The 18,426-nt window shown below is 69.0% G+C and carries 23 protein-coding genes and 1 pseudogene; 8 read left to right on the top strand and 16 right to left on the bottom strand.

Annotation, left to right across the window (positions count from 1 at the left end; all coding sequences use genetic code 11):
- Positions 1–137 precede the first annotated feature (137 nt).
- From ON38_RS38125 to ON38_RS32505, 3 genes are all read left to right on the top strand, one after another.
- Positions 138–839, top strand: a complete 702-nt coding sequence (locus ON38_RS38125; RefSeq protein ID WP_039829111.1) for a VldE C-terminal domain-containing protein — start codon at positions 138–140, stop codon at positions 837–839.
- Positions 840–929: 90 nt separating this feature from the next.
- Positions 930–1,247, top strand: coding sequence for a DUF2795 domain-containing protein (locus ON38_RS32510; RefSeq protein ID WP_039829110.1), 318 nt, complete (start codon positions 930–932; stop codon positions 1,245–1,247).
- 56 nt (positions 1,248–1,303) lie between these two features.
- Positions 1,304–2,098: an SDR family NAD(P)-dependent oxidoreductase gene (locus tag ON38_RS32505; RefSeq protein WP_039829109.1), complete on the top strand. Its 795-nt coding sequence runs from the start codon at positions 1,304–1,306 to the stop codon at positions 2,096–2,098.
- A 256-nt stretch (positions 2,099–2,354) separates the two neighbouring features.
- Here ON38_RS32505 and ON38_RS32500 read toward each other — a convergent pair whose 3' ends face one another.
- From ON38_RS32500 to ON38_RS32445, 12 genes are all read right to left on the bottom strand, one after another.
- Positions 2,355–2,999, bottom strand: a complete 645-nt coding sequence (locus tag ON38_RS32500; protein ID WP_039829108.1) for a LysE family translocator — start codon at positions 2,997–2,999, stop codon at positions 2,355–2,357.
- 150 nt (positions 3,000–3,149) lie between these two features.
- Positions 3,150–3,455: a gas vesicle protein K gene (locus ON38_RS32495; protein WP_039829106.1), complete on the bottom strand. Its 306-nt coding sequence runs from the start codon at positions 3,453–3,455 to the stop codon at positions 3,150–3,152.
- Positions 3,452–3,643, bottom strand: coding sequence for a gas vesicle protein (locus ON38_RS32490; RefSeq protein WP_039829105.1), 192 nt, complete (start codon positions 3,641–3,643; stop codon positions 3,452–3,454). The genes ON38_RS32495 and ON38_RS32490 overlap by 4 nt, the downstream gene beginning before the upstream one ends.
- A complete protein-coding gene (locus ON38_RS32485) occupies positions 3,640–4,428 on the bottom strand; it encodes a GvpL/GvpF family gas vesicle protein (protein ID WP_039829104.1) in 789 nt (262 codons plus the stop codon). Before ON38_RS32485 ends, ON38_RS32490 begins: the two co-directional genes overlap by 4 nt.
- Positions 4,425–4,817, bottom strand: coding sequence for a gas vesicle protein GvpJ (gene gvpJ / locus ON38_RS32480; protein ID WP_039829103.1), 393 nt, complete (start codon positions 4,815–4,817; stop codon positions 4,425–4,427). The genes ON38_RS32485 and gvpJ (ON38_RS32480) overlap by 4 nt, the downstream gene beginning before the upstream one ends.
- Positions 4,814–5,143 (bottom strand): gas vesicle protein GvpO, encoded by a 330-nt coding sequence (gvpO, locus tag ON38_RS32475; RefSeq protein ID WP_039829102.1) that lies wholly within the window; start codon positions 5,141–5,143, stop codon positions 4,814–4,816. Before gvpO ends, gvpJ (ON38_RS32480) begins: the two co-directional genes overlap by 4 nt.
- On the bottom strand, positions 5,140–5,406 hold the full coding sequence (locus tag ON38_RS32470; protein ID WP_039829101.1) for a gas vesicle protein GvpG: 267 nt from the start codon (positions 5,404–5,406) through the stop codon (positions 5,140–5,142). Before ON38_RS32470 ends, gvpO begins: the two co-directional genes overlap by 4 nt.
- A gap of 4 nt (positions 5,407–5,410) precedes the next feature.
- Positions 5,411–6,202 carry a GvpL/GvpF family gas vesicle protein gene (locus ON38_RS32465; RefSeq protein WP_039829100.1) on the bottom strand — a complete coding sequence of 264 codons (792 nt, stop codon included), beginning with the start codon at positions 6,200–6,202 and terminating at the stop codon, positions 5,411–5,413.
- Positions 6,202–6,603: a gas vesicle protein GvpJ gene (gvpJ, locus tag ON38_RS32460; protein WP_039829099.1), complete on the bottom strand. Its 402-nt coding sequence runs from the start codon at positions 6,601–6,603 to the stop codon at positions 6,202–6,204. The genes ON38_RS32465 and gvpJ (ON38_RS32460) overlap by 1 nt, the downstream gene beginning before the upstream one ends.
- Positions 6,600–7,832, bottom strand: a complete 1,233-nt coding sequence (locus ON38_RS32455; protein ID WP_051165567.1) for an SRPBCC family protein — start codon at positions 7,830–7,832, stop codon at positions 6,600–6,602. Before ON38_RS32455 ends, gvpJ (ON38_RS32460) begins: the two co-directional genes overlap by 4 nt.
- 6 nt (positions 7,833–7,838) lie before the next feature.
- Positions 7,839–8,444 carry a hypothetical protein gene (locus ON38_RS32450; RefSeq protein ID WP_039829224.1) on the bottom strand — a complete coding sequence of 202 codons (606 nt, stop codon included), beginning with the start codon at positions 8,442–8,444 and terminating at the stop codon, positions 7,839–7,841.
- A 359-nt stretch (positions 8,445–8,803) separates the two neighbouring features.
- Positions 8,804–10,183, bottom strand: a complete 1,380-nt coding sequence (locus tag ON38_RS32445; protein WP_083873286.1) for a cytochrome P450 — start codon at positions 10,181–10,183, stop codon at positions 8,804–8,806.
- A gap of 101 nt (positions 10,184–10,284) precedes the next feature.
- On the opposite strand from ON38_RS32445, the gene ON38_RS32440 reads away from it, so the two are divergent.
- On the top strand, positions 10,285–10,896 hold the full coding sequence (locus tag ON38_RS32440) for a TetR/AcrR family transcriptional regulator (protein ID WP_039829098.1): 612 nt from the start codon (positions 10,285–10,287) through the stop codon (positions 10,894–10,896).
- 130 nt (positions 10,897–11,026) lie between these two features.
- Here ON38_RS32440 and ON38_RS37255 read toward each other — a convergent pair whose 3' ends face one another.
- On the bottom strand, positions 11,027–11,512 hold the full coding sequence (locus ON38_RS37255) for a hypothetical protein (RefSeq protein WP_039829097.1): 486 nt from the start codon (positions 11,510–11,512) through the stop codon (positions 11,027–11,029).
- A gap of 534 nt (positions 11,513–12,046) precedes the next feature.
- Positions 12,047–12,208: pseudogene (locus ON38_RS35740) on the bottom strand (DUF3703 domain-containing protein); the annotation flags it as partial.
- Positions 12,209–12,354: 146 nt separating this feature from the next.
- On the opposite strand from ON38_RS35740, the gene ON38_RS32430 reads away from it, so the two are divergent.
- The 3 genes from ON38_RS32430 to ON38_RS32420 all read left to right on the top strand — a co-directional run bounded on the left by ON38_RS32430 (position 12,355) and on the right by ON38_RS32420 (position 15,484).
- Positions 12,355–12,828, top strand: a complete 474-nt coding sequence (locus tag ON38_RS32430; protein ID WP_039829096.1) for a DinB family protein — start codon at positions 12,355–12,357, stop codon at positions 12,826–12,828.
- A gap of 659 nt (positions 12,829–13,487) precedes the next feature.
- On the top strand, positions 13,488–14,582 hold the full coding sequence (locus ON38_RS32425; RefSeq protein WP_169333320.1) for an endonuclease/exonuclease/phosphatase family protein: 1,095 nt from the start codon (positions 13,488–13,490) through the stop codon (positions 14,580–14,582).
- A 32-nt stretch (positions 14,583–14,614) separates the two neighbouring features.
- Complete coding sequence (locus ON38_RS32420) at positions 14,615–15,484, top strand: sulfurtransferase (RefSeq protein ID WP_039829094.1); 870 nt, start codon at positions 14,615–14,617, stop codon at positions 15,482–15,484.
- Between the two features lie 97 nt (positions 15,485–15,581).
- Here the strand turns inward: ON38_RS32420 and ON38_RS32415 are convergent, their stop codons facing one another.
- Positions 15,582–16,547 carry an NmrA family NAD(P)-binding protein gene (locus ON38_RS32415; RefSeq protein ID WP_083873284.1) on the bottom strand — a complete coding sequence of 322 codons (966 nt, stop codon included), beginning with the start codon at positions 16,545–16,547 and terminating at the stop codon, positions 15,582–15,584.
- Between the two features lie 50 nt (positions 16,548–16,597).
- Here ON38_RS32415 and ON38_RS32410 point away from each other — a divergent pair, with 50 nt between their 5' ends.
- Positions 16,598–17,347: a TetR/AcrR family transcriptional regulator gene (locus ON38_RS32410; RefSeq protein ID WP_039829093.1), complete on the top strand. Its 750-nt coding sequence runs from the start codon at positions 16,598–16,600 to the stop codon at positions 17,345–17,347.
- Between the two features lie 140 nt (positions 17,348–17,487).
- On the opposite strand, the gene ON38_RS32405 is transcribed toward ON38_RS32410, so the two are convergent.
- Complete coding sequence (locus ON38_RS32405; RefSeq protein WP_039829091.1) at positions 17,488–18,369, bottom strand: NAD(P)H-binding protein; 882 nt, start codon at positions 18,367–18,369, stop codon at positions 17,488–17,490.
- Between the last annotated feature and the right edge of the window lie 57 nt (positions 18,370–18,426).

Below are 18,426 nucleotides of genomic sequence, written 5' to 3'. Positions count from 1 at the left end.
CCGATCGACCGGTGGATCGCGTGGACGTGCACGAACGCCGCCGCGGCGTGACCTATGTGCGCCAGCAACCGTGACATTCCCGCGACCATTTCGTAATCTAACAGTGATCTTGTCGTCGAGCGTTACGAGTCACCATTATGCCTGGTCAACACCGCAAACCGGCCCGCGCCAGAAAGATCGCCCCGCTGGCCGGAAGCGCGATCGCGGCAACGGCGGTGATCGCGCTGTCCGTGACGGCGCGTCCCGGTCCCGATACCCGGCCCGCCGCGGCAGCGGTCGATGCGGCCGCCGAACCCGCCGCCGGCATCGGCAAGGCCGCGGAGCCGACGACGAACGCATCCGATGCACCGGTACCGGTGGCCGGAATCGTCCGGGCACCGGAGGCGCCCGCGGCCCCTGTCCCCGTCGCGGCCGCGGACGCACGCCCGCCCGAGCCTGCCCGCTATGCGAAACGCCATGCGCCTCCCCCGCCTCCGGTCGTCCTGTGCTCGACCGACCTCGCCGGAGCGCGTCCGCAGGTCGCGCAGGTGGGCCACCTGATCGATCAGACGTTCGGGGTCGGCGATATCGGCGGCGCCGTCGGCCGCTACGACGGCGACCACGGCGCCGGGCTGGCACTGGACTTCATGACCTCCGATCCCGCCCGCGGCGACGCGATCGCCGACTTCGTCCTGGCGAACAAAGAGCGCTTCGGCGTGACATACGTGATCTGGCAGCAGCGGTACAACGACGGCAGCGGCTGGTCGTATATGGAGGATCGCGGCGACCCGACCGCCAATCACTACGACCACGTCCATGTGTCGTTCGACGGGACTGCCGATGTCCACGTGACCTGCTGACGCGCTCCGGCGTTTCGGGTTAGCCGCGAGCCGGATGGGTACCGCGCCATCGCACACACCCGACCGCCGAGGCGAACAAGGAGGACGACGATGGTCGCAACCGATGCCGATCGAGTCCGGGCCGCACTGTCCGACGCGGATTTTCCCGCCGAGAAACAGGACCTGGTGCACTGCGCGACCAGGGCGCACGCCGACGCCGATACGGTGCGCGCGCTGAAAGCGATTCCACCGGAGACCTACGGCAATCTGCGGGAGGTACTGCAATCGGTGAACCTGGAACCGCGACGGTCACCGGCGGACCGCGCCGCCCAGCACCGCACCCACAGCCATCCCGGCCTGGCGGAGCAGGAGATCGAGGTTCCGCCCAACCCGATCGCCGAGGAACTCGGATACAACCGCGGCGGCTGACCGAGGCCGGCGTGGCACGACCGCATGATCCGCGGCGATGTGGGTAGCCGCCGCAGATGACCACGACACATCCTCTTGCTCTCGTCACCGGCGCCTCGAGCGGTATCGGCCTGGAACTCGCGACCGTGTTCGCCGAGCGCGGCTATGACGTGGTCATGGCCGCGGAGGACGCGGACATCGAGACCGCCGCCGAGACGGTCCGCCGACCCGGGATCGAGGTGCGGGCCGTCCAGGCCGATCTGCGCACGCCCGAAGGCGTCGAACAGGTGTACTCCGCGGCGACCCAGGACGAACGGCCGCTCGACGCGGTCGCGCTCAATGCCGGGGTCGGTCGCGGGGGCAACTTCGCCGACACCGACCTCGACGACGAACTCGACCTCATCGCGCTCAATGTGCGTTCGACCGTGCACCTGGCCAAATTGACGCTCGGCGATATGGTGCGCCGCGATACGGGTGGCCTGCTGTTCACCTCCTCGGTCGCGGCGATGATGCCCGGCGCGGGCCAGGCGGTGTACCACGCGTCGAAATCGTTCATCCAGTCCTTCGCCGAGGCGCTGCGGGAGGAAGTGCGCGATACCGGGGTGACGGTGACCTCGCTGATGCCTGGACCGACCGATACCGACTTCTTCCGCCGCGCCGGTCTCCTCGACACACCGATGGGGCGTGGCCCCAAGGAGGATCCGGCGCGGGTGGCGCGGCAGGGTGTGGACGCGCTGCTCCGGGACGAACAGAAGGTCGTCGGCGGATCACTGGGCACCCGGGCGCTGGCCACGGTCGCGCATGTGCTGCCCGATTCGGTCAAGGCCACCGCGAGCCGGGTGATGAATGCCGCGCTCCCCCACCATTCCTGAGCCGCGCGCTCGGTTCGCCGGGACAGCCGCCGGTGCAGTCAGGGCGCCGCTTCTCCGGTGCGGTCACCCGCTGTCGGCGCCGGGCCCGGGGACGGTACGCGCCGACGGACACCTCCGATGGCGATGCAGGTCACCGGCGCCGGCAGCGGTCCCGGTGTGCTCCCGGAGCGCTGAAGTGGCGGGCCGAGCGGGAGAGCCCGGCGTCCGGCCGCCGAAGGGAATGTGTCCGGGATGAGCACGGGACCACGCCGAGTGTTCAGCGGCCGGAGACGCCCTGCTCCACCGCCACCGACGCGCCGAGCCCGACGATCAGCGCCCCGCCGACTCCCCCGACCGCCTCCAGCCGCTTCGGCGACCGCGCGAACCAGTTGCGGGCCGCGGAGGCGAGCACTGCCCAGGTGCTGTCGCATATGAGCGCGATCACCAGGAACACCGAGCCCAACGCCAGCAGCTGCAGGGGCAGCGATCCGGCGGACCGGTCGGCGAAATGGGGTAGCACCGCGGCGAAGAACACGATCGCCTTCGGGTTGGTGACACCGACGATCATGCTCTGCCGGAACACCCGATGCCCGCTCACCGGCGCCACGGACGCGCCCAGTACCTCGCGCAACGCCTTCCGCTCGCGGATGGCCTGTACACCGAGATGGATCAGGTACAGCGCGCCGGCCACCTTGACGACCGCCATGGCGGTGGCCGAGGCCGCCAGTACCGCACCCAGCCCCATCGCGACGAACAGCAGGGCGATCTGCACGCCCAGCGCGTGGCCCAGCACCGAGATCAACGCCGCCCGGCGCCCCAGGGTGAGCGCGCGCCCGATGGTGAACAGCACACCGGGCCCGGGAACGACGACGATGAGCGTGGCGGCGGCCACGAAGGCGAGCAGATTGGCGGCGGGGACCATTGGCGAATTCTATGCCCGGACAGCGGATGCGGTGCCACGGAATCGGCGGGCCCTCAAACGAGCTGTGGTCCCCGTGCGGGGATGGGCACGTGTTCTTCGGCGGGTACACCGGCGAGTGGGCGCGCGACAACACCGGTGCAGCGGTTCCGGTCACCTGCCGGAAGGGTTCTCCGGAAGGAGCGGACCCAGGGGGCCGAGGTCGATATTGAGGTCTTCGGGGGTGAGGCCGAAATGCTCGCGCAGCTCGTCCATCCGCTGTTCGAGCAGCATCAACGTGGTACCGATGCGCTCGACCTGGTCCTCGCTCAGATCGCCGGCGTCGACCCGCCGCAGGGCCTGCCGTTCCATCAGCTGACGCAGCAGTTCCACCAAGGTGAGAACCAGCGTGACCAGGCCGCGTTCCACCGTCTCGGGATCGGTGTCGATTCGCGGTGAGAGACCGTCGAATTCGGTCATCCGGGTGGCTCCTGCCCGGGGCCGTACAGGGTGCTGACCGAAGAGATCAGCGCCCGTAGTGAAATCTGGACCAGATCGACATCGGCGATGGCGAGCTTGATATCGCCGGTGACGACGACCCCACCCGCCAGCACCCGGTCCAGCAGATCGACCAGTGCGATGCGGCGCTCGCTGTCGACGCTGTTCACCGCGGCTCGCGTTCCACGCCCGCGAACGAATACGGCGGCCACGGGCCGGTGAGTTCGAGCCGGATACCGGAGAATACGGCAGCCAGGGCGTCGACGGTCGCGGCGAAATCCGCGGCGCGGTCGTCGTCGACCAGATAGGTCCCGTTGAGCACCATCCAATCACTGCGGCCACTCAGCGCAGGATCGGTGGTCGGCTGCCGGCGACCGGCCGCGGCGCGACGGCTCAACCGGGTATGGATGACCTCCGCCCGCTGTGCCGCATCGTGTTCCACGGTCTCCTGGGCGGACAGCTGAGCGCGGCGGCGGGCCAGGTAGGCCGCGCCCGCGCCTTTCCCGGTGTCCTCGGCACGAGCCTCGGCGACTGCCGCGGTGAGTGCGGCACGATCCCCGTAGACCTTCACGCCCCATTCGGTGCGACCACTGACCAGAACCAGCGCCGCCTCCAGATCCGCCTGCCGGTCGCGCAGCAGTTCCCGCACCCGCTCGTCGTCGAGGAAAACGGTGGCCAGCCGCAACGGTGCCGACGGGGCCCGGCGCACCGCCGCGGATACCACCACATCGTGGGCCCGGGCGGTGGCGGCCAGCCAATCCAGATCCTCCAGGTTCCGGCTCAGCGGCTGCTCCCCGAACACGTCGAGCGGTACCGAGCCCACGAGCGCGGCGAGCGGCTCGGAGATAACGACTCGGACCGGTTCGCCCGCCACTCCGGTGAGCCCGTCGAAACCCGCGGCGGCGTCCGCGGCCGCCGTCACCGCATACAGCCAGACACCGGTCCCACCCGTCACGGTCGGTCGCTCTCCCGCGATTCGCGGCGCTCCTCGACGGCTTCGCGCCGGTCCCCTCCGGCCTCGAGCCGGGCTATCCGGTCACGTAATTCGCGGTTCTCCAGTTCGAGATCACGATCCTGCCGCTCGAGCGTGCGGGCCTTGCTGTTGAGCCACGGGTCGGTCTCCCACCAATCGATACCCACCGCCTTGGCGGTTTCCAGGGACGCGACCACCAGTCGCAGTTTGATGGTGAGCAATTCGATATCGAGCAGGTTCACCTGGATATCGCCCGCGATGACCAGTCCCTTGTCGAGGACCCGCTCGAGGATATCGGCCAGGTTGGTCGATTGATGGCCACCGCCGTAGGGCTGCGGCTCGTAGGACCCGCCACCTCCGACCACCGTCATCGCCGGCCTCTTCCGCCGATCTCGGTGCTGCCGCGGGCATAGCGCGCGGTTCTGCGGTAGGCCAGCAGATTCCCGTCGAAGTCGATCTCCACCTCGTAGAGCGCGAGCATATCCGCCGACGAGGGGATGCGGTGGTCCTCGAGCACCTCGATCTCCACCAGCCGGCCGTCTTCGAGCGGCTCCATCGAGGTCACCCCCTCCACCGATTTCGATGTCAGTTCTCTCAGGTGCTCGATCGCCGCCGCCGCGGCCTCCCTGGCGGTGAGAGGGTGGTCCGGCTCCGGATCCACGTCCGCGGCGTCCTCGGTGGTCGATCTGCGGCTCATGGTGACTGTCTCCTCTCCCCGGCAGGCGGAAGTCCTCCGGAAGGACGCCTGATCCGGGAGAGAACCTCCCGCAATGCCCGGTCCCGCTCCTCCTCGGAGATGTCGCCCGCCGCGGCGGCCTCCTCGATCTCCTCGATATCGCGCCGGACCGCGGCGGGGCTACGCCACTGCTGATCCACCTGCTCCTGGATCACTTCGCCCAGCCAGATCACCCCGCGGACGGGGGCCAGCGGTAACAGGACGATCGACGACAGCAGTCCCATGTCCTCACTCCGGGACTTCGCCGGCGGTGACGAAATCGTAGGGCGCCATCGGGCCGATCAGGTTCAGCCGGACCCGTTCGGCCCACTCCTCGCCGAGTTCGGTCAGCGCTTGCAGCAACTCGTCCTCCCGGGACAGCTCGAGCAGCAGGGCGAGGTGGACCGCGTCCTCTTCGTGCGTGGGCTGACGCTCCCGCACGGTCGGATCGAGATCGCTCAGCGCGGCCGCCACCCGGCGGGTGTCCGCCGCCCGTTTGGCCTCGATCTCCTGGTTGATGATCTCGCCCAGCCGGATCCGTTCGTTCCGGGTGGCGTCTTCGGGTTTGTCGCGGATCTCCGCGCGCAGTCGTGCCGCGTCGGCGTTCTCGTCCAGGATCTCCTGGAGCACGGAGTTCTCGGTGTAGCGGCCGCGGATCACGTACTGGGCGCGGCCCTCCAGATCGTTCAGCGCGTTGCGGAACTGGTCGTGGTTGGGTGCGAGCAGTTCCTTCTCCACCGCTTCGGTATCGGTCACGACACCGCCGAACTGCAGGGGCAGCACCGGGGCGACCGCGGCCGTCCCGTCCAGCAGGCGCGCGTGCGCGGTGAGATCGTCGGGCATGCCCAGCGGGCGGTCGAGGGTGACCTCGCTGACCAGGGCGGCGATATCGCCGTGCCGTACGACGCCGACCTCGGCGGGTGGGTCACCGATACCCTGGGCGTGCGGTTCCGGCTCCACATCGGCGGTCACGATGCCGTAGACGTATATCCCGGTCCGCTGGTCGCGATCGCTTTCGGTTGTGCTGCTCGCGGTGGACATCATCGCTCCCCTCGTTTGGTGGCCCGGGAGGTCTGGCGCTGGTCCTGTACGTCCCCGAGGAAGTCCTGCACCTTTTTCCCCGCCGCTTCGATGGCGCCTTTCGTCTTGTGCTCGGCCGCGCCCTCGGTGACATCGCCGACGAGGTCGGTGAGTCCTTTCGGCTCGTTACTGGAGATCTCCAGCCGGTTGACGGCCTCGGCGAAACGCAGATATGTATCGACGCTGGCGACCACCACGCGGGCGTCGATGGTCACCAGTTCGATGCCGACCAGGGAGACCCTGACGAACGCGTCGACGACCAGTCCTTTGTCGAGAATGGTGTCGACGACCTCGGCCAGGCCGGATGAATTGGGCCGGGCCACTGCGCCACTACCGCCGCCACCCGCGGGTTCTATGGTCATGTCCTCGCTCCTCGCTGTGCGCGGGAGCGGCGCGGTGCGGCGGCACGACGGCCGGTGCGCGGGCGGCGCGACGGCCGGGCCTCGCGGCCCTCGTCTTCCGCGCTGTCCTCGGCCTCCTCGTCGTCGGGGCCACCCTCCTCGTCTCCGCGCTCTTCGTCCTCGTCTGCTTCTGCTTCGTCTTCCTCTTCGCCTTCGTCCTCTTCGTCCTCGTCCGTGAGTTCCTCATCCGCGGCGCCTTCGTCCTCCGCGCCCTCGCCTTCGTCCTCCTCGCCCTCGGCCTCCTCCTGCTCCCGGCGGCGCGCGGTCTCGTCGTCCTCGACGACCTCGCCGTCGCGGATCTCCCCGTGCCAGCCCACGATGTCGTCGGGGCTCAAGACCGCCTCGGTCATGACGTAACGTTCGAAATGTTTGAGTTCCAGGCGGCATCGGCGTCCGGCCGCGCGCCAGATATTGGCGGTCTTCTCGAAGAAACCCTGCGGGTGGTATTCCAGAACCACCAGGACCCGGGTGAAATGTGGACCGAGTTCGTGGAAGGTGACCGCCCCGTCGATATAGCCTTTGGCCCCTTTGGATCGCCAGATGATCCGTTCGAACGGCACCTGTTCGAGGATCGTGGACTCCCAGGTCCGCCGTGACCAGAACACGCGTCCGGTCCAGGAAAGTTTCTCATCGGATACCTGTTCGACCTGTTCGAGCTTCTTCGTGAACTTGGGGAATTCCGCGAACTGTGTCCACTGGTCGTAGACGAGCTCGACGTCGGCACCGATATCGATGTGCTCGACGATATTGGCCAGTTTGAGTTTCTTGCCCTTGCCGCCCTTGCCGCCGCCGGTGATTGCGTCCTTGGCGGAGGACACCGTGTCCTTGACCGACTTCCCGATTTTGCTCATTCCCGCGCTCATGGCCGCTCGCATCGGGGAAGCGCCCTCGGACAGCTTCTCGACTCCGGTCAGCGCCGCGAGCAGATTGCCGCCACCCTCTCCTTCGGCATAGTCGTTCAGCCGGCCGGCCGCATTCGAGACCCCGCCGGACAGACCGGAGACGGCACGTTGGGCGAGGGTTCCGGCGAGATTCTGCACCGACTGCCGGAGCAGATCGCCGGCGCTTCCCTGCTCCGCGGTCTTCTTGGCCGTCGAACCGGCCGATTTCGCGGCCCCGGTCGCGCGGCCGGCAGTACCGGTGGCCGCTTTGCCGACGCCCGAGACGGTATCCCGCAGTACTTTCGCCATCCCTGATCACCGCCTCGTCCGCCGCACGGGCGCCTTGTCGGTATCGTCTCCGGCGCGCCGTCGACGCGACGTCGTCGTACCGCTCTCGCCGGAGCCGGACGACCTGGTCGACGTGCGGGTACCGGATCGGGAGGACTTGGTCGCGGTCGTCCGGCGGGCACGCGGCCGGGGTGCGGGTTCTTCGGCTTCTTCTTCGTCCGGGGATTCGCCGGGCTCTTCGTCGGCCGTCCCATCCGCATCGCTCGGCTCGGGCCCGGCGTCCTCCTCCGTCGCGGCGGCCCGCCCGGGGCGGTCCTCGTCCTCGTCCTCATCCGCGGCCGGCAAGGGTGATTGCAGCCGCTCGTTGAGCGCGTCGAGGCGGTTGCTCGCCGCGGTCACGGCCGCCGACCGCACCGCCCCCAGCAGTTCGCCCCGCACGGTGTCGGTGATCTTGGTCAGCTCCTTGGAACCACCCAGTGTCGATGTGCCGCGCTCGAGCAGCTCACCGGCGAGCCCCGTGGACCGTTTGGACATCGCCGCGCCCGCCAGTCCCATAGCCCAGCGCATTTTGCGGGTACGACCCAGGAAATATCCGATTCCCACCCCCAACGCAATTCTTGCTCCGCCTTTCATGCTCACTCCTCGCCGCCTCGGGTACCGCTACACCTCACGACGAAAGCGGCCGAGACCAGAGACCCCAGAAATGGGACAGACCAAGTTACAATGGACGATATCCAGCGTATTCCTGGTTACCCACATGGTCGATAGGCTTACAGGGCAAGAAACGAACACGGCGGCGAATCGGCGAGACCCCGTAGCGACCCTTTCGCCGGCGCATGCCCGCGTGGTCACACACGACCGGCCCCGATCCGTGCCACCGTGCGACACCCGGGAGACCCGTATTCGTGAAGGGCGCGGAGCCGCGGTCCTGCCCGCGGGAACGCGGGGAGAATTCCTCCGAAAGCGACGCCGGGCGGCGAGCCGCCGGCGGTTCAGTTACGGATCAAGGTGATCGGCAGACCGTCCTTCGGGAACGGCAGCGAGTGGTAGTCCATCGGCGGCACATAGCCGGGGTCGACGGTCCAGTGGTATTCGCGCAGCAATCTGTGCATTATCGCCTTCACCTCCAGACCCCCGAAATACATTCCGATGCATTTGTGTACACCGCCGCCGAACGGTTCCCACGCGAAGCGGTGCGATTTGTCCTCGCGGCGTTCGGGACCGAAGCGGTCGGGGTCGAAGGACAGTGGATCGGTCCAGTAGTCCTCCATGAGGTGGGTGAATTGGATACCCACGATGACGTCGGTGCCGGCGGGGATACGGACGCCCTCGACCACGGTGTCCTTCACCGCGTACCGGACCAGCACCGGAACCGGAGCCCGCAGGCGCAGTGCCTCGCGCATCACCAGATCGATCGAGACCAGCTTGTCCAGCTCGGCCATCGACGGCGCCGGTCCGAGGGCGAGCGCCTCGGCGCGGCAGCGCTCCTGCCAGTCCGGATATTGCCCGAGGTACTGCAGGATGGTGGAGGTGGTGATGGTGGAGGTGTCGTGGGCCGCCATCATCAGGAAGATCATATGGTTGACCACGTCATCGTCGCCGAACCGCTCGCCGTCCTCGTTCTCGACGTGACAGAGCACCGAGAAGATGTCGTCGGTCTGCCGGGCGCGTTTGGCGGGCAGGTAGTGGCGGAGAAACTCCTCGAGCACCTTGCGGCCGCGATAGGCCCGGCCCCAGCGGGTGAACGGCGCGTTGATCCGGACGATCCCGGCCGCGGCCTGCACACAGGCGATGAACGCTTTGTTGATGCGGTCCATCTCGGCCTGCCCGGTGTCCTGCACACCGCCCATGAACAGATCCGCGGCGATATCGAGGGTGAGCTGCTTGAGTTTCCAGTACGACGGGAACTCGGTGCCCGCTTCCCAGGCCGCCACACCCTGTTCGATGGCGGGGTGCAGGCGTTGGGTGTAGGCCTCCAAGCGAGTTCTGGTGAACGCTTCCTGCATGATCCGCCGGTGCGCCAGGTGCTCTTCGAAATCGATGAGCATGAGACCGCGGTGGAAGAACGGGCCGACGAGTTCGGACCAGGCCGGCTCGTTGGCGAACGCCTTGTCCTTGTTCTGCAGTGCCGCGCCGCACGCGTCGGGCCCCAACAGCATCACCGCGTTCTTGCCGAGCGCGCGGAACGGTGCGACCGGACCATAGCGCTCCCAGCGCCCGCGGCACAGCGCGACCGGGTCCTTGGCGTACTCCAGGACCTGCCCCAGCAGGGGCAGTCCGCGGTCATCACGGTGCTGGACCGGGATCGGTCGCGTGAGCGCCGGCCCCGTCGTAGCGGCTTCCTCGCGTGGTTCCAGGGCCTCGGCCTTCATCTGCTCACCTCGTGCTGGTGTGGCGGTGGTCACGTCAAGACTGATTCAGGAAGGACATCCTGTCAACCTTTGGCCGCCGATTCCTGTGGCATGCTGAGGACGTGGCCGTGCAATCGGGGGTCTACCGGGGTGTGAGCGCGGCCGATCGCGCCGCGGAACGCCGCGCCCGGCTGCTCGAAGCGGGGCTGACCGTCTGGGCGGACCCGGACGCGCGGACCACGATGACCGCCGTCTGCGCCGCCGCGGGGCTGAGCGAGCGCTACTTCTACGAGAGCTTCTCCGGGCTCGACGCCTTGCTCGAGGCGGTGATGGATGGAATCGCGGCGGAGATCGAGGAGATCAGCCGGCGGGCCGCCGAGCACGCGGGCGCGGACCCGGCCGACCGCGCCCAGGCCTCGATTCGCGCATTCGTCCAACTGCTGCTCGACGACCCACGCAAGGGCCGGGTCGCCATCGTGGAATCGGTCGCGATACCGAAGTTGCGCCGGCGCCGGACCGAGCTCCTGCGCCATCTGGCCCATCAGTCGGCGCTGGAGGCGCGGGAATTCTTCGGCCCCCGCGACCGCAGCGAGAACGCCGACGAAACCGCCGGACTGCTCTTCGTGGGTGGTATGGCCGAACTCGTCACCGCCTGGCTCGACGGCACACTCGGGGCGTCCCCGGACGAGATCGTCGACGCGGCCGCACGCGCGCTGGTCGGTCTCTACCGCTGAGTCGGTACGCGCCGATCTCGCCCGGTGCCCGAGCCGCGGCGGGCGTCACACGAACGGTGGGGCAGACGTATTCCGGCGGCGTAACGAACCGGCGGCGACCGCACGTTCCCGGCGCGCCGATGCGAGCATGTCAGGCCGCGGGGGTGCGCCCGTCGGTGATCTGGGCGGCGCCTCGGCGCGCGCCGAGGTACGGCAGCGCGAACTGGTAGAGCCCGGAGAAGAAGAGGAGGGCGAGCGGGATCAGCGGCAAGTAGGAAACCCAGACCACGGGCTCCGGCAGCGTCAGCGCGACAACGGTCGCGAGCACGGTCAGTATGAAAGCGACAGCGGACCAGCGGTGCAGTTGCCGTACGCGGAGCGCGGCCGGCCGATCCGGCGCTCCGGTATCCGCTCTCGGTGCGAGGTCCGCGGCCGCGCCGCCGCGCCGGGCCGCGAGGAGAGGTCGCACGAGCAGATAGAGGCCGGAGAAGAACAGAAAGGCCAGTGGGGGAAGCGGCAGATAGGACACCCACGCCGGACCCTGCAACGCCAGGACGACCACGGTGAGTACCAGGGTCGCCGTGAAAATGGGCACCAGCACGCGGTGCGTCCGCCGGATCGGCCCGTTCCAGCACATTGCGTCCTCCTCGGAGAGAATTCGCGCGCCCGGCGCTCTGCCGTGCGTATTTCGATGCGGATGACGTTAATAGCAGCGCTGTGACCAGCGCTTCTCGATTCCTGATCACTTGGTCCGTCTGTTACCGAATCCGGGCCCGAGCCGCCTGGTGGCGTGGCGAACGCCCGCGCGCCGGAGGGAGGCGCCGAACGAACGCGCGACCAGCAGCAGTCCGGGGTCGATCGCCCGCACCCCCGCACTTGGCGCAGTCCGATCCAACGGGTTCGCCTACGGTGATGTGAGCGTCGGGCTCTTCCTCAGGATGCGGGCGTGGCCTGCGAGTTGCTCAGGGTCGAATGGGGTCTTGGCTGCTTCGCATTCGTACTGCTCGATGCGAGCGAGGGCGGCATCGCGGATCGACTGATAGCCGCCGCGAGGCGTGTAGTGGTCGGTGATGACGGCGTCACGGTATCGACGCGAGGGTCTGTTGCCCAACAACCCCGGTCACGAGACCACGATTGAGACAGTCAAATCAGCTGCGGGGTTATGCCGGTCTCATGGGCGCAGAAGTTCGGCGAGGTCGACTGGCACTGGCATCGGTAGCCGTAGGCTGATGTGGGCGCGGCCGGTGTTCCCTTCGGGGTATCGGCCGGCCAGCGATGCGGGGGCGGCGGCGATGATGCGCAGGACTTGGCCGAAGCCTTCACGGCGGCCACGTCACCACCGGGCCAGGCCCTGAATCCCGTCTGGAAACCCAGGTTTCGAGATACACATGACCGGTCCATGCGATGCAGGTGAGGTCGGCGCCGGCGGAAGAGGCGCCACCTTCCGGTGGCAGAGGTCGGTGCTCATACGCTGGCTGGGTGATACGCAGTGATTGGGAAGCTGTCCTCGACCACAACCGCGTGGCTTTGGTCCGAGCGGTGCAGCCCCTTACCGATGAGCAGAGCCGGCGGCGTCTGGTGCCGTCGCTGACCACGCCGATCGCGTTGATCAAGCATTGCGCGGCTGCGGAGCGTGTTTGGTTTCAGCGCACGGTCGGTGGGCTCGAGGAATCCCAGTGCGATGGGTATGCCCGTGGCGATGACCAGAGTTGGGTGGTCCCGCCGGAGCAGCCTCTGGAGGAAACGATCGTCGAGTATGAAGCGGCTGCCGAGCGCTCACGAGCGATCGCGCGTACCGCGCTCGAGGGCGATGTGTTCGTTCACTACCGGCGCGGAGCGGTCAGTTTTTCGTGGATCTGCGCGCATATGATCGAAGAACTTGCCCGTCACGCCGGCCATGCCGACATCCTCGTCGAACAGATCCTCGCCGCCGACCGGGGCCGATGTTCATAATTCGATGCCTTGTCGAACAGGTAAATCCTCGATCAATCGCTGGGCGGCCATGTTTTCCGTCTCCTGTGTCCAGCAACCGCCCTTTTGTGGACGTCTGGTATTCGGGTACCACGTCATGGCTGTGGCGGGCAGGGCGGTCCCACGGCGGGGCTCGGCTCAGCCGGGTCCCCGGGCGGTGAACCCGTCGAAGAATCGGCCACCGAAGATAATCAGCGCCTGGGTGATGGTCTCGATATAGGCTCCATGTTTTCTGAGCCGCCGAGCGCGCACCCGTGGGCCAATGCTTTCGCGTACCCCGTGCCGGCATCGTGGTCGAAGCCGGCACGGGGTACCGCTGCCGGCCCCTGCCCAATGGCCGTGTCCGGTGAGAAGCAGGTCGGCGGCGGCCGCCACAGGTCGGTGGCGATAAGGAGTCGTTCGCCGTTGTCCGTGCAGCCCCCGAGATCGTCGAGCCGGTCGGTGATCCTGTAGCGAGTGCCGACTGTAGTTCCGTCGTGGTAAGCGGATCCGGGCCCGCGGCCGGCTCTGCCGCACTCTCTTCGCGCAGATATTCCCCACTGCCGTCGTTGTCGAGCAGAACCAGGGAACGACCGATCATCCGCAACCATCGGCCGCCACGGACGTATTCGCGGCGGGGGTGGTGTGCTTGGCTGTCGGATATGGAGTGGAAGCCGGTTCGAGTGGGTATCGGGGTGGTGGCCTGGGCGGCCACCCTCGCCGGCGCCGCCGGGGTGGGTCTGCACTTCAGTCGCTCGAGCTCCCGCCTCCTGGTGCTCGCCGCCTCGGGTGCGCCCTATCTGATGGGTTCGGCACTCGTCGGGGCGGCGGTGTTCGCCGCCGGGCGGCGCTGGGGCGGTGCGGGATTGGCGGGAGCGGTCGCCGCCGCGGGGGTCTGGACCCAGGCTCCCCTCTACACTTCCGGTCCCGATGACGACGCCGGCCGCACGGTGACCGTCATGCAGGCCAACCTCCTCTTCGACGGCGCCGACCCACGGGCGCTGGTCGACGAGGTGCGCACCCGCGGCGTCGAAATACTCACCGTCGACGAACTCACCCCCGCGGCGGTCGAGGCACTCGGCCGGGCCGGACTGGACGCGGCACTGCCCCACCGGTACCTCTCCCCCGGCCGGACCGCCGCCGGGACCGGCATCTGGAGCAGCCACCCGCTTTCAGACACCGTCGAGTACGACGGGTTCGTACTGAACCAACTCTCGGCGACTGCCACGTTCCCGGAAATCGGGCCGGTGACGGTGTATGCGTTCCACCCGGTGCCGCCGGTGTACGGCACACCGGTGTGGGCGGACGAACTGACGCGCCTCGGCTCGATCCTCGAGCGGGCACCCGCGGACCGGCCGGTGATCGTCGGCGGTGATTTCAACGCGACCTACGATCACGCGCAGTTTCGCACGCTGGCATCGGGCCGGTACACCGACGCCGCGGTGCAGGCGGGAGCCGGGCATCTGGTCACCTATCCGACCGACAAACAGTGGCCCCCGCTGGTCGGCATCGACCACATCCTGACCGCGGGCGCCCGCGCGGTGACGGTGCAGACCGTGGGCCTGCCGGGCGCGGATCACCGGGCCCTGGTGGCGCGGATCCACGGCCTGTGCCGCGTTCGCCTCTCCCGGATTCGAATCGTGACAGCATGCTCACGACGGGGCGCCGAGACGGGACAGCCGACACCCTCCCGGACCGCTGCTAGCATCCGCTGTGCCGTCGTCGGCCGGTCCGCACCGGTCACGGCGACGAAGTAGCCCGTGCCGGCCGCAGAGGTGGAGACTTTTCGATGACTACTCGTGCCGAGGTGTTCACCACCGCCGCCGAACTGGCGGCGACGCTCGCGTCCGGAACCGAGGTGACTCTGCTGGATGTGCGATGGCGGCTGGACCGTCCCGATGGGCGTGCCGACTACCGGGCCGGCCATCTGCCCGGCGCCGTCTACGTCGACCTGGACAGCGAACTGTCCGACCACTCGGTGACCGGCCGCGGTCGCCACCCGCTGCCCGACGGTGCCGCACTGCAACGGAGTCTGCGCGCGTGGGGGGTCCGCGACGGTGTCCCGGTCGTGGTCTACGACGACTGGAACCGCGCCGGTTCGGCGCGTGCCTGGTGGGTGCTCACCGCCGCGGGGCTGCCCGATGTCCGCATTCTCGACGGCGGCCTGGCGGCATGGCGGGAGTACGGCGGCAGCCTCGAGAGCGGCCAGGTGATCGCGGCGCCCGGCGACGCCACCGTGACCCGACCGGACCTCTACACCGGTGCGCGCGATGTCGTGACGGCGGAGGAACTGGCCGATATCGCCGCACAGGGATCACTCGTCGACGTACGCGCCGCGGAGCGATACCGGGGGGAGAACGAACCGGTCGACCCCGTGGCCGGCCACATTCCGGGCGCACGCAATGTTCCCGCGACGTCCCTGCTCGACGAGTCCGGCCGGTTCCTCCCGGACGAGGAGATCCTCGCCCGGTACCCGGACGCCGACCCGTCGCGGCCCCCGGCCATCTACTGCGGTTCCGGTGTGACGGCCGCGATCGCCGTCGCCGCGCTCACCGCGGCGGGGCGGGAGGCGAGCCTGTTCCCCGGTTCCTGGTCGCAGTGGAGTGCGGATCCGTCCAATCCCGTGGAGGTCGGCGACCCCTCGGCACCGGAAATCTGAGCCCGCGAATTCGGCGTCACGGGTCGCGGGCCGCGGCCGGCGTAGAACCCGTTGCGGGGCCGGGAGAGCCGGCGGGCGCTCCCGGGCCGCGCACGGCTCACTCCACGGATTCGAGACCGGCGGCGACGAGATGCTCCCGCAGCACGGCGGCGCCGGATTCGGCGAGCCAATCGGCGAAGGTGCGCAGACCGGGGTGGATCACGCGCAGGGCTTCTATATCGGCGTGCCAGCGGTGACCGTCGCGCCAGTTCGTCCGCGCCGCCGCGATCTCGGACCCGAGCGCCGCGGCTTCGTCGTCGGTGAGCTGCTCGTACCGCACCGGGATACCGGTGGCCTCACTGATCGCGGCGGCTGCCGCGACCGGAGTCGGCTGGTCGCCCGCGAGTTCGAGTATCCGGCCGGCGAAACGGGCGGGTTCGGTGAACGCGAGGAGGGCGAACTCGGCGATATCCTCCACCGCGATGACCTGCATCGGCTCCTCGGGCGGGAACAGATGCCGATGCACGCCGTGTGATATGCCGTCGATACCGGCCACCGCGACTCCGAGATAGTTGGTCATGAACCGGACCGGCCGCAGCACTGTCGGCACATCGACGCGATCGAGCAGGTACCGCTCGATCGCACGCTTCGCGACGCCGCCGGGCAGCGGCGCCGAGGTCGAGGCGACCGTGCTGAAGACGACCTGCTCGACCCCCGCGGCCCTCGCCGCGTCGATCAGTGCCCGGCCCCGCGTCGTCTCGAGTTCGATATCCGGTCCGGACGGCCCGAATGCCACGGGCGGTATACCGAATACGCCGGCGACACCCTCCAGTGCGGGCGCCAGGGTGCCGAGGTCGTCGAAATCTCCGCGCACCAGCCGGGCGCCCGCGGCGGCGAGTGCGCGTGCGGCCGGCGCTTCGGTATCACGGACCAGGACACGCACTGGCCGGCCCGCGGCCAGCAGGCGTCGCGCGGTGGCACCGCCCTGGCGGCCGGTGGCCCCGGTGACGAGGATCGGAGAATCGGAAGGGATCTGTTTCTCGGTGCGCACGGCGTCCGTTCCGTCGAATGTGGATACTGACATGATCCGGAATACTCCGCCCGTTTCCTCGCCTCGGACAAGGATTACGTGACATGACAGCTCCTCCGGCACCGAACAGTGCGCGCGCCGATGCCAGACGCAATCGCGAGCTCGTCCTGCGAACCGCCGTGCGCCTGTTCACCGACGAGGGGCCGGAGGTGTCGATCGGCCGGATCGCCCAGCGCGCGGGCGTGGGCGCCGGTACGGTGTACCGGCATTTTCCCAGTAAAGAGATCCTGGTCGAGGCAGTACTCGCCGAGCACGTGGCGGGTCTCGCCCGGGCGGCCGACCGGTGGGCACAATCCGCCCCACCCGGCGACGCGCTGTACGGTTTCCTGCTCGAGGTGATCGAGAAATCGGCGGGCCGCAAACAGATCTGCGATGCGCTCACCGCTGACCAGAGCTGGCCGCACGCCCTGCTCGCGACCGCGGCGCAGCAGTTCGACGAATCGTTGCGGCGCCTGCTGCACCAGGCGAAACGGGCCGGGGCCGTCGGCCCGGAGATAGAGGTCGCCGATCTGACCGCGCTGACCGTCGGCGGCGCAGCGATCCGGTCGGCCCACCGCAGCCGGGTGCGCGGCGCCCGCCTTGTCCGGCAACTGCTCGAGGTGGTGCGCACCACGACCGTCACGGAAGGAGCCATGTTACGTAACGGAGAGCTACCTCGGCGTCACGAAACCGGACGCGGCCGGCACTGCGCGGAATGCGGTACGCGGCTGCGGGATCGGGCGACCGGCCGGCCCGCGCGCTACTGCGGACCGACCTGCCGGCAGCGCGGCCATCGGCGTCGCACGAGCCGCTGACGGCCGAGGGCGGCCGGGCATCGGTGAGCGGCGGCGCCGGACAATATGCCGGCGCACCAGAGCGACCGTCACGGCCAGGGCAGTGTGGCCGTGAACGCGCTGATTCTGCGGGCCCGCAACGCATCCCGCAGGCCCCCGTGTCAGTACGAGCGCCAGTTGCGCGGCGCCGGCGCGTCGGTGAACGCCGAAATATGGTCGGCGACCCAGTCGGTGTAGGTCCGCGACGGCCGGCCCAGAACCTCGGGGGTATCGCCGGTCACCACGGCATTGCCGCCTGCCCGGACGAAGGCCTGCCCGGCCAGCGCCCCGTCCGCGAATTCCGTGGTGGCTCCCGCGGCGAGCATATGTTCGCGGGCGGCGCTCTCGGCGATATCGGCCACCTCGACGGAGTGTCCGAGCGCGGCGGCGAGTGCGGCCGCCTGGTCGTGTGCGGTGAGCAGTTCGGGACCGGTCAGCGTGTAGACCCGACCGGCGTGGGCGGAGGACAGCAGCGCTTCGGCGGCGACGGCGGCGACATCACGTGGGTCGACCACTCCCTGGGCGCCGGATCCGGTGAGGTTCGATACGGGCAACCCGGCGCGGATCGCGGGCGCCCAGGCCAGCGTGTTCGACGCGAACGAACTGGGGCGCAGGACCGTCCAGTCCACGCCGCTGTCGCGGACAGCTTCCTCCCCGGGCAGATGCCAGGTCCCGACCCGGCCGAGTGCGGGGTCCCCGGTACCGATCGCGGACAACTTCACGATGCGGCGTGCCCCGGCGTCCCGCGCGGCCCGGATCAGCGCGCGATCGGTCTCGATGTATTCCGGCCCGAGCAGGCCGAGAACGAACACCGATTCGGCGCCCGTCATCGCGCGGGCCACTCCGGGTACGTCGGTGTAGTCGCCGTGGACGACCTCCACTCCGGCGGGTACCGAGGCCGTGCCCGGGTTGCGGGTGAGGGCGCGAACCCGTTCGCCGCCCGCACTCAGCAGCCGGACGAGCTCACTACCTATGGTGCCTGTGGCACCGGTGATCAGGATCATGACACCACCGTGCCGCCGTGCGGGGCCGGACCGATAGGAGATTTCGGCACAATCGGA

This window comes from Nocardia testacea NBRC 100365 (genome assembly GCF_000308775.1).
Taxonomy (GTDB): Bacteria; Actinomycetota; Actinomycetes; order Mycobacteriales; family Mycobacteriaceae; genus Nocardia; species Nocardia testacea.
Note: the sequence above shows the minus strand (reverse complement) of the source record. Positions and strands in the feature narration are given on the sequence as shown.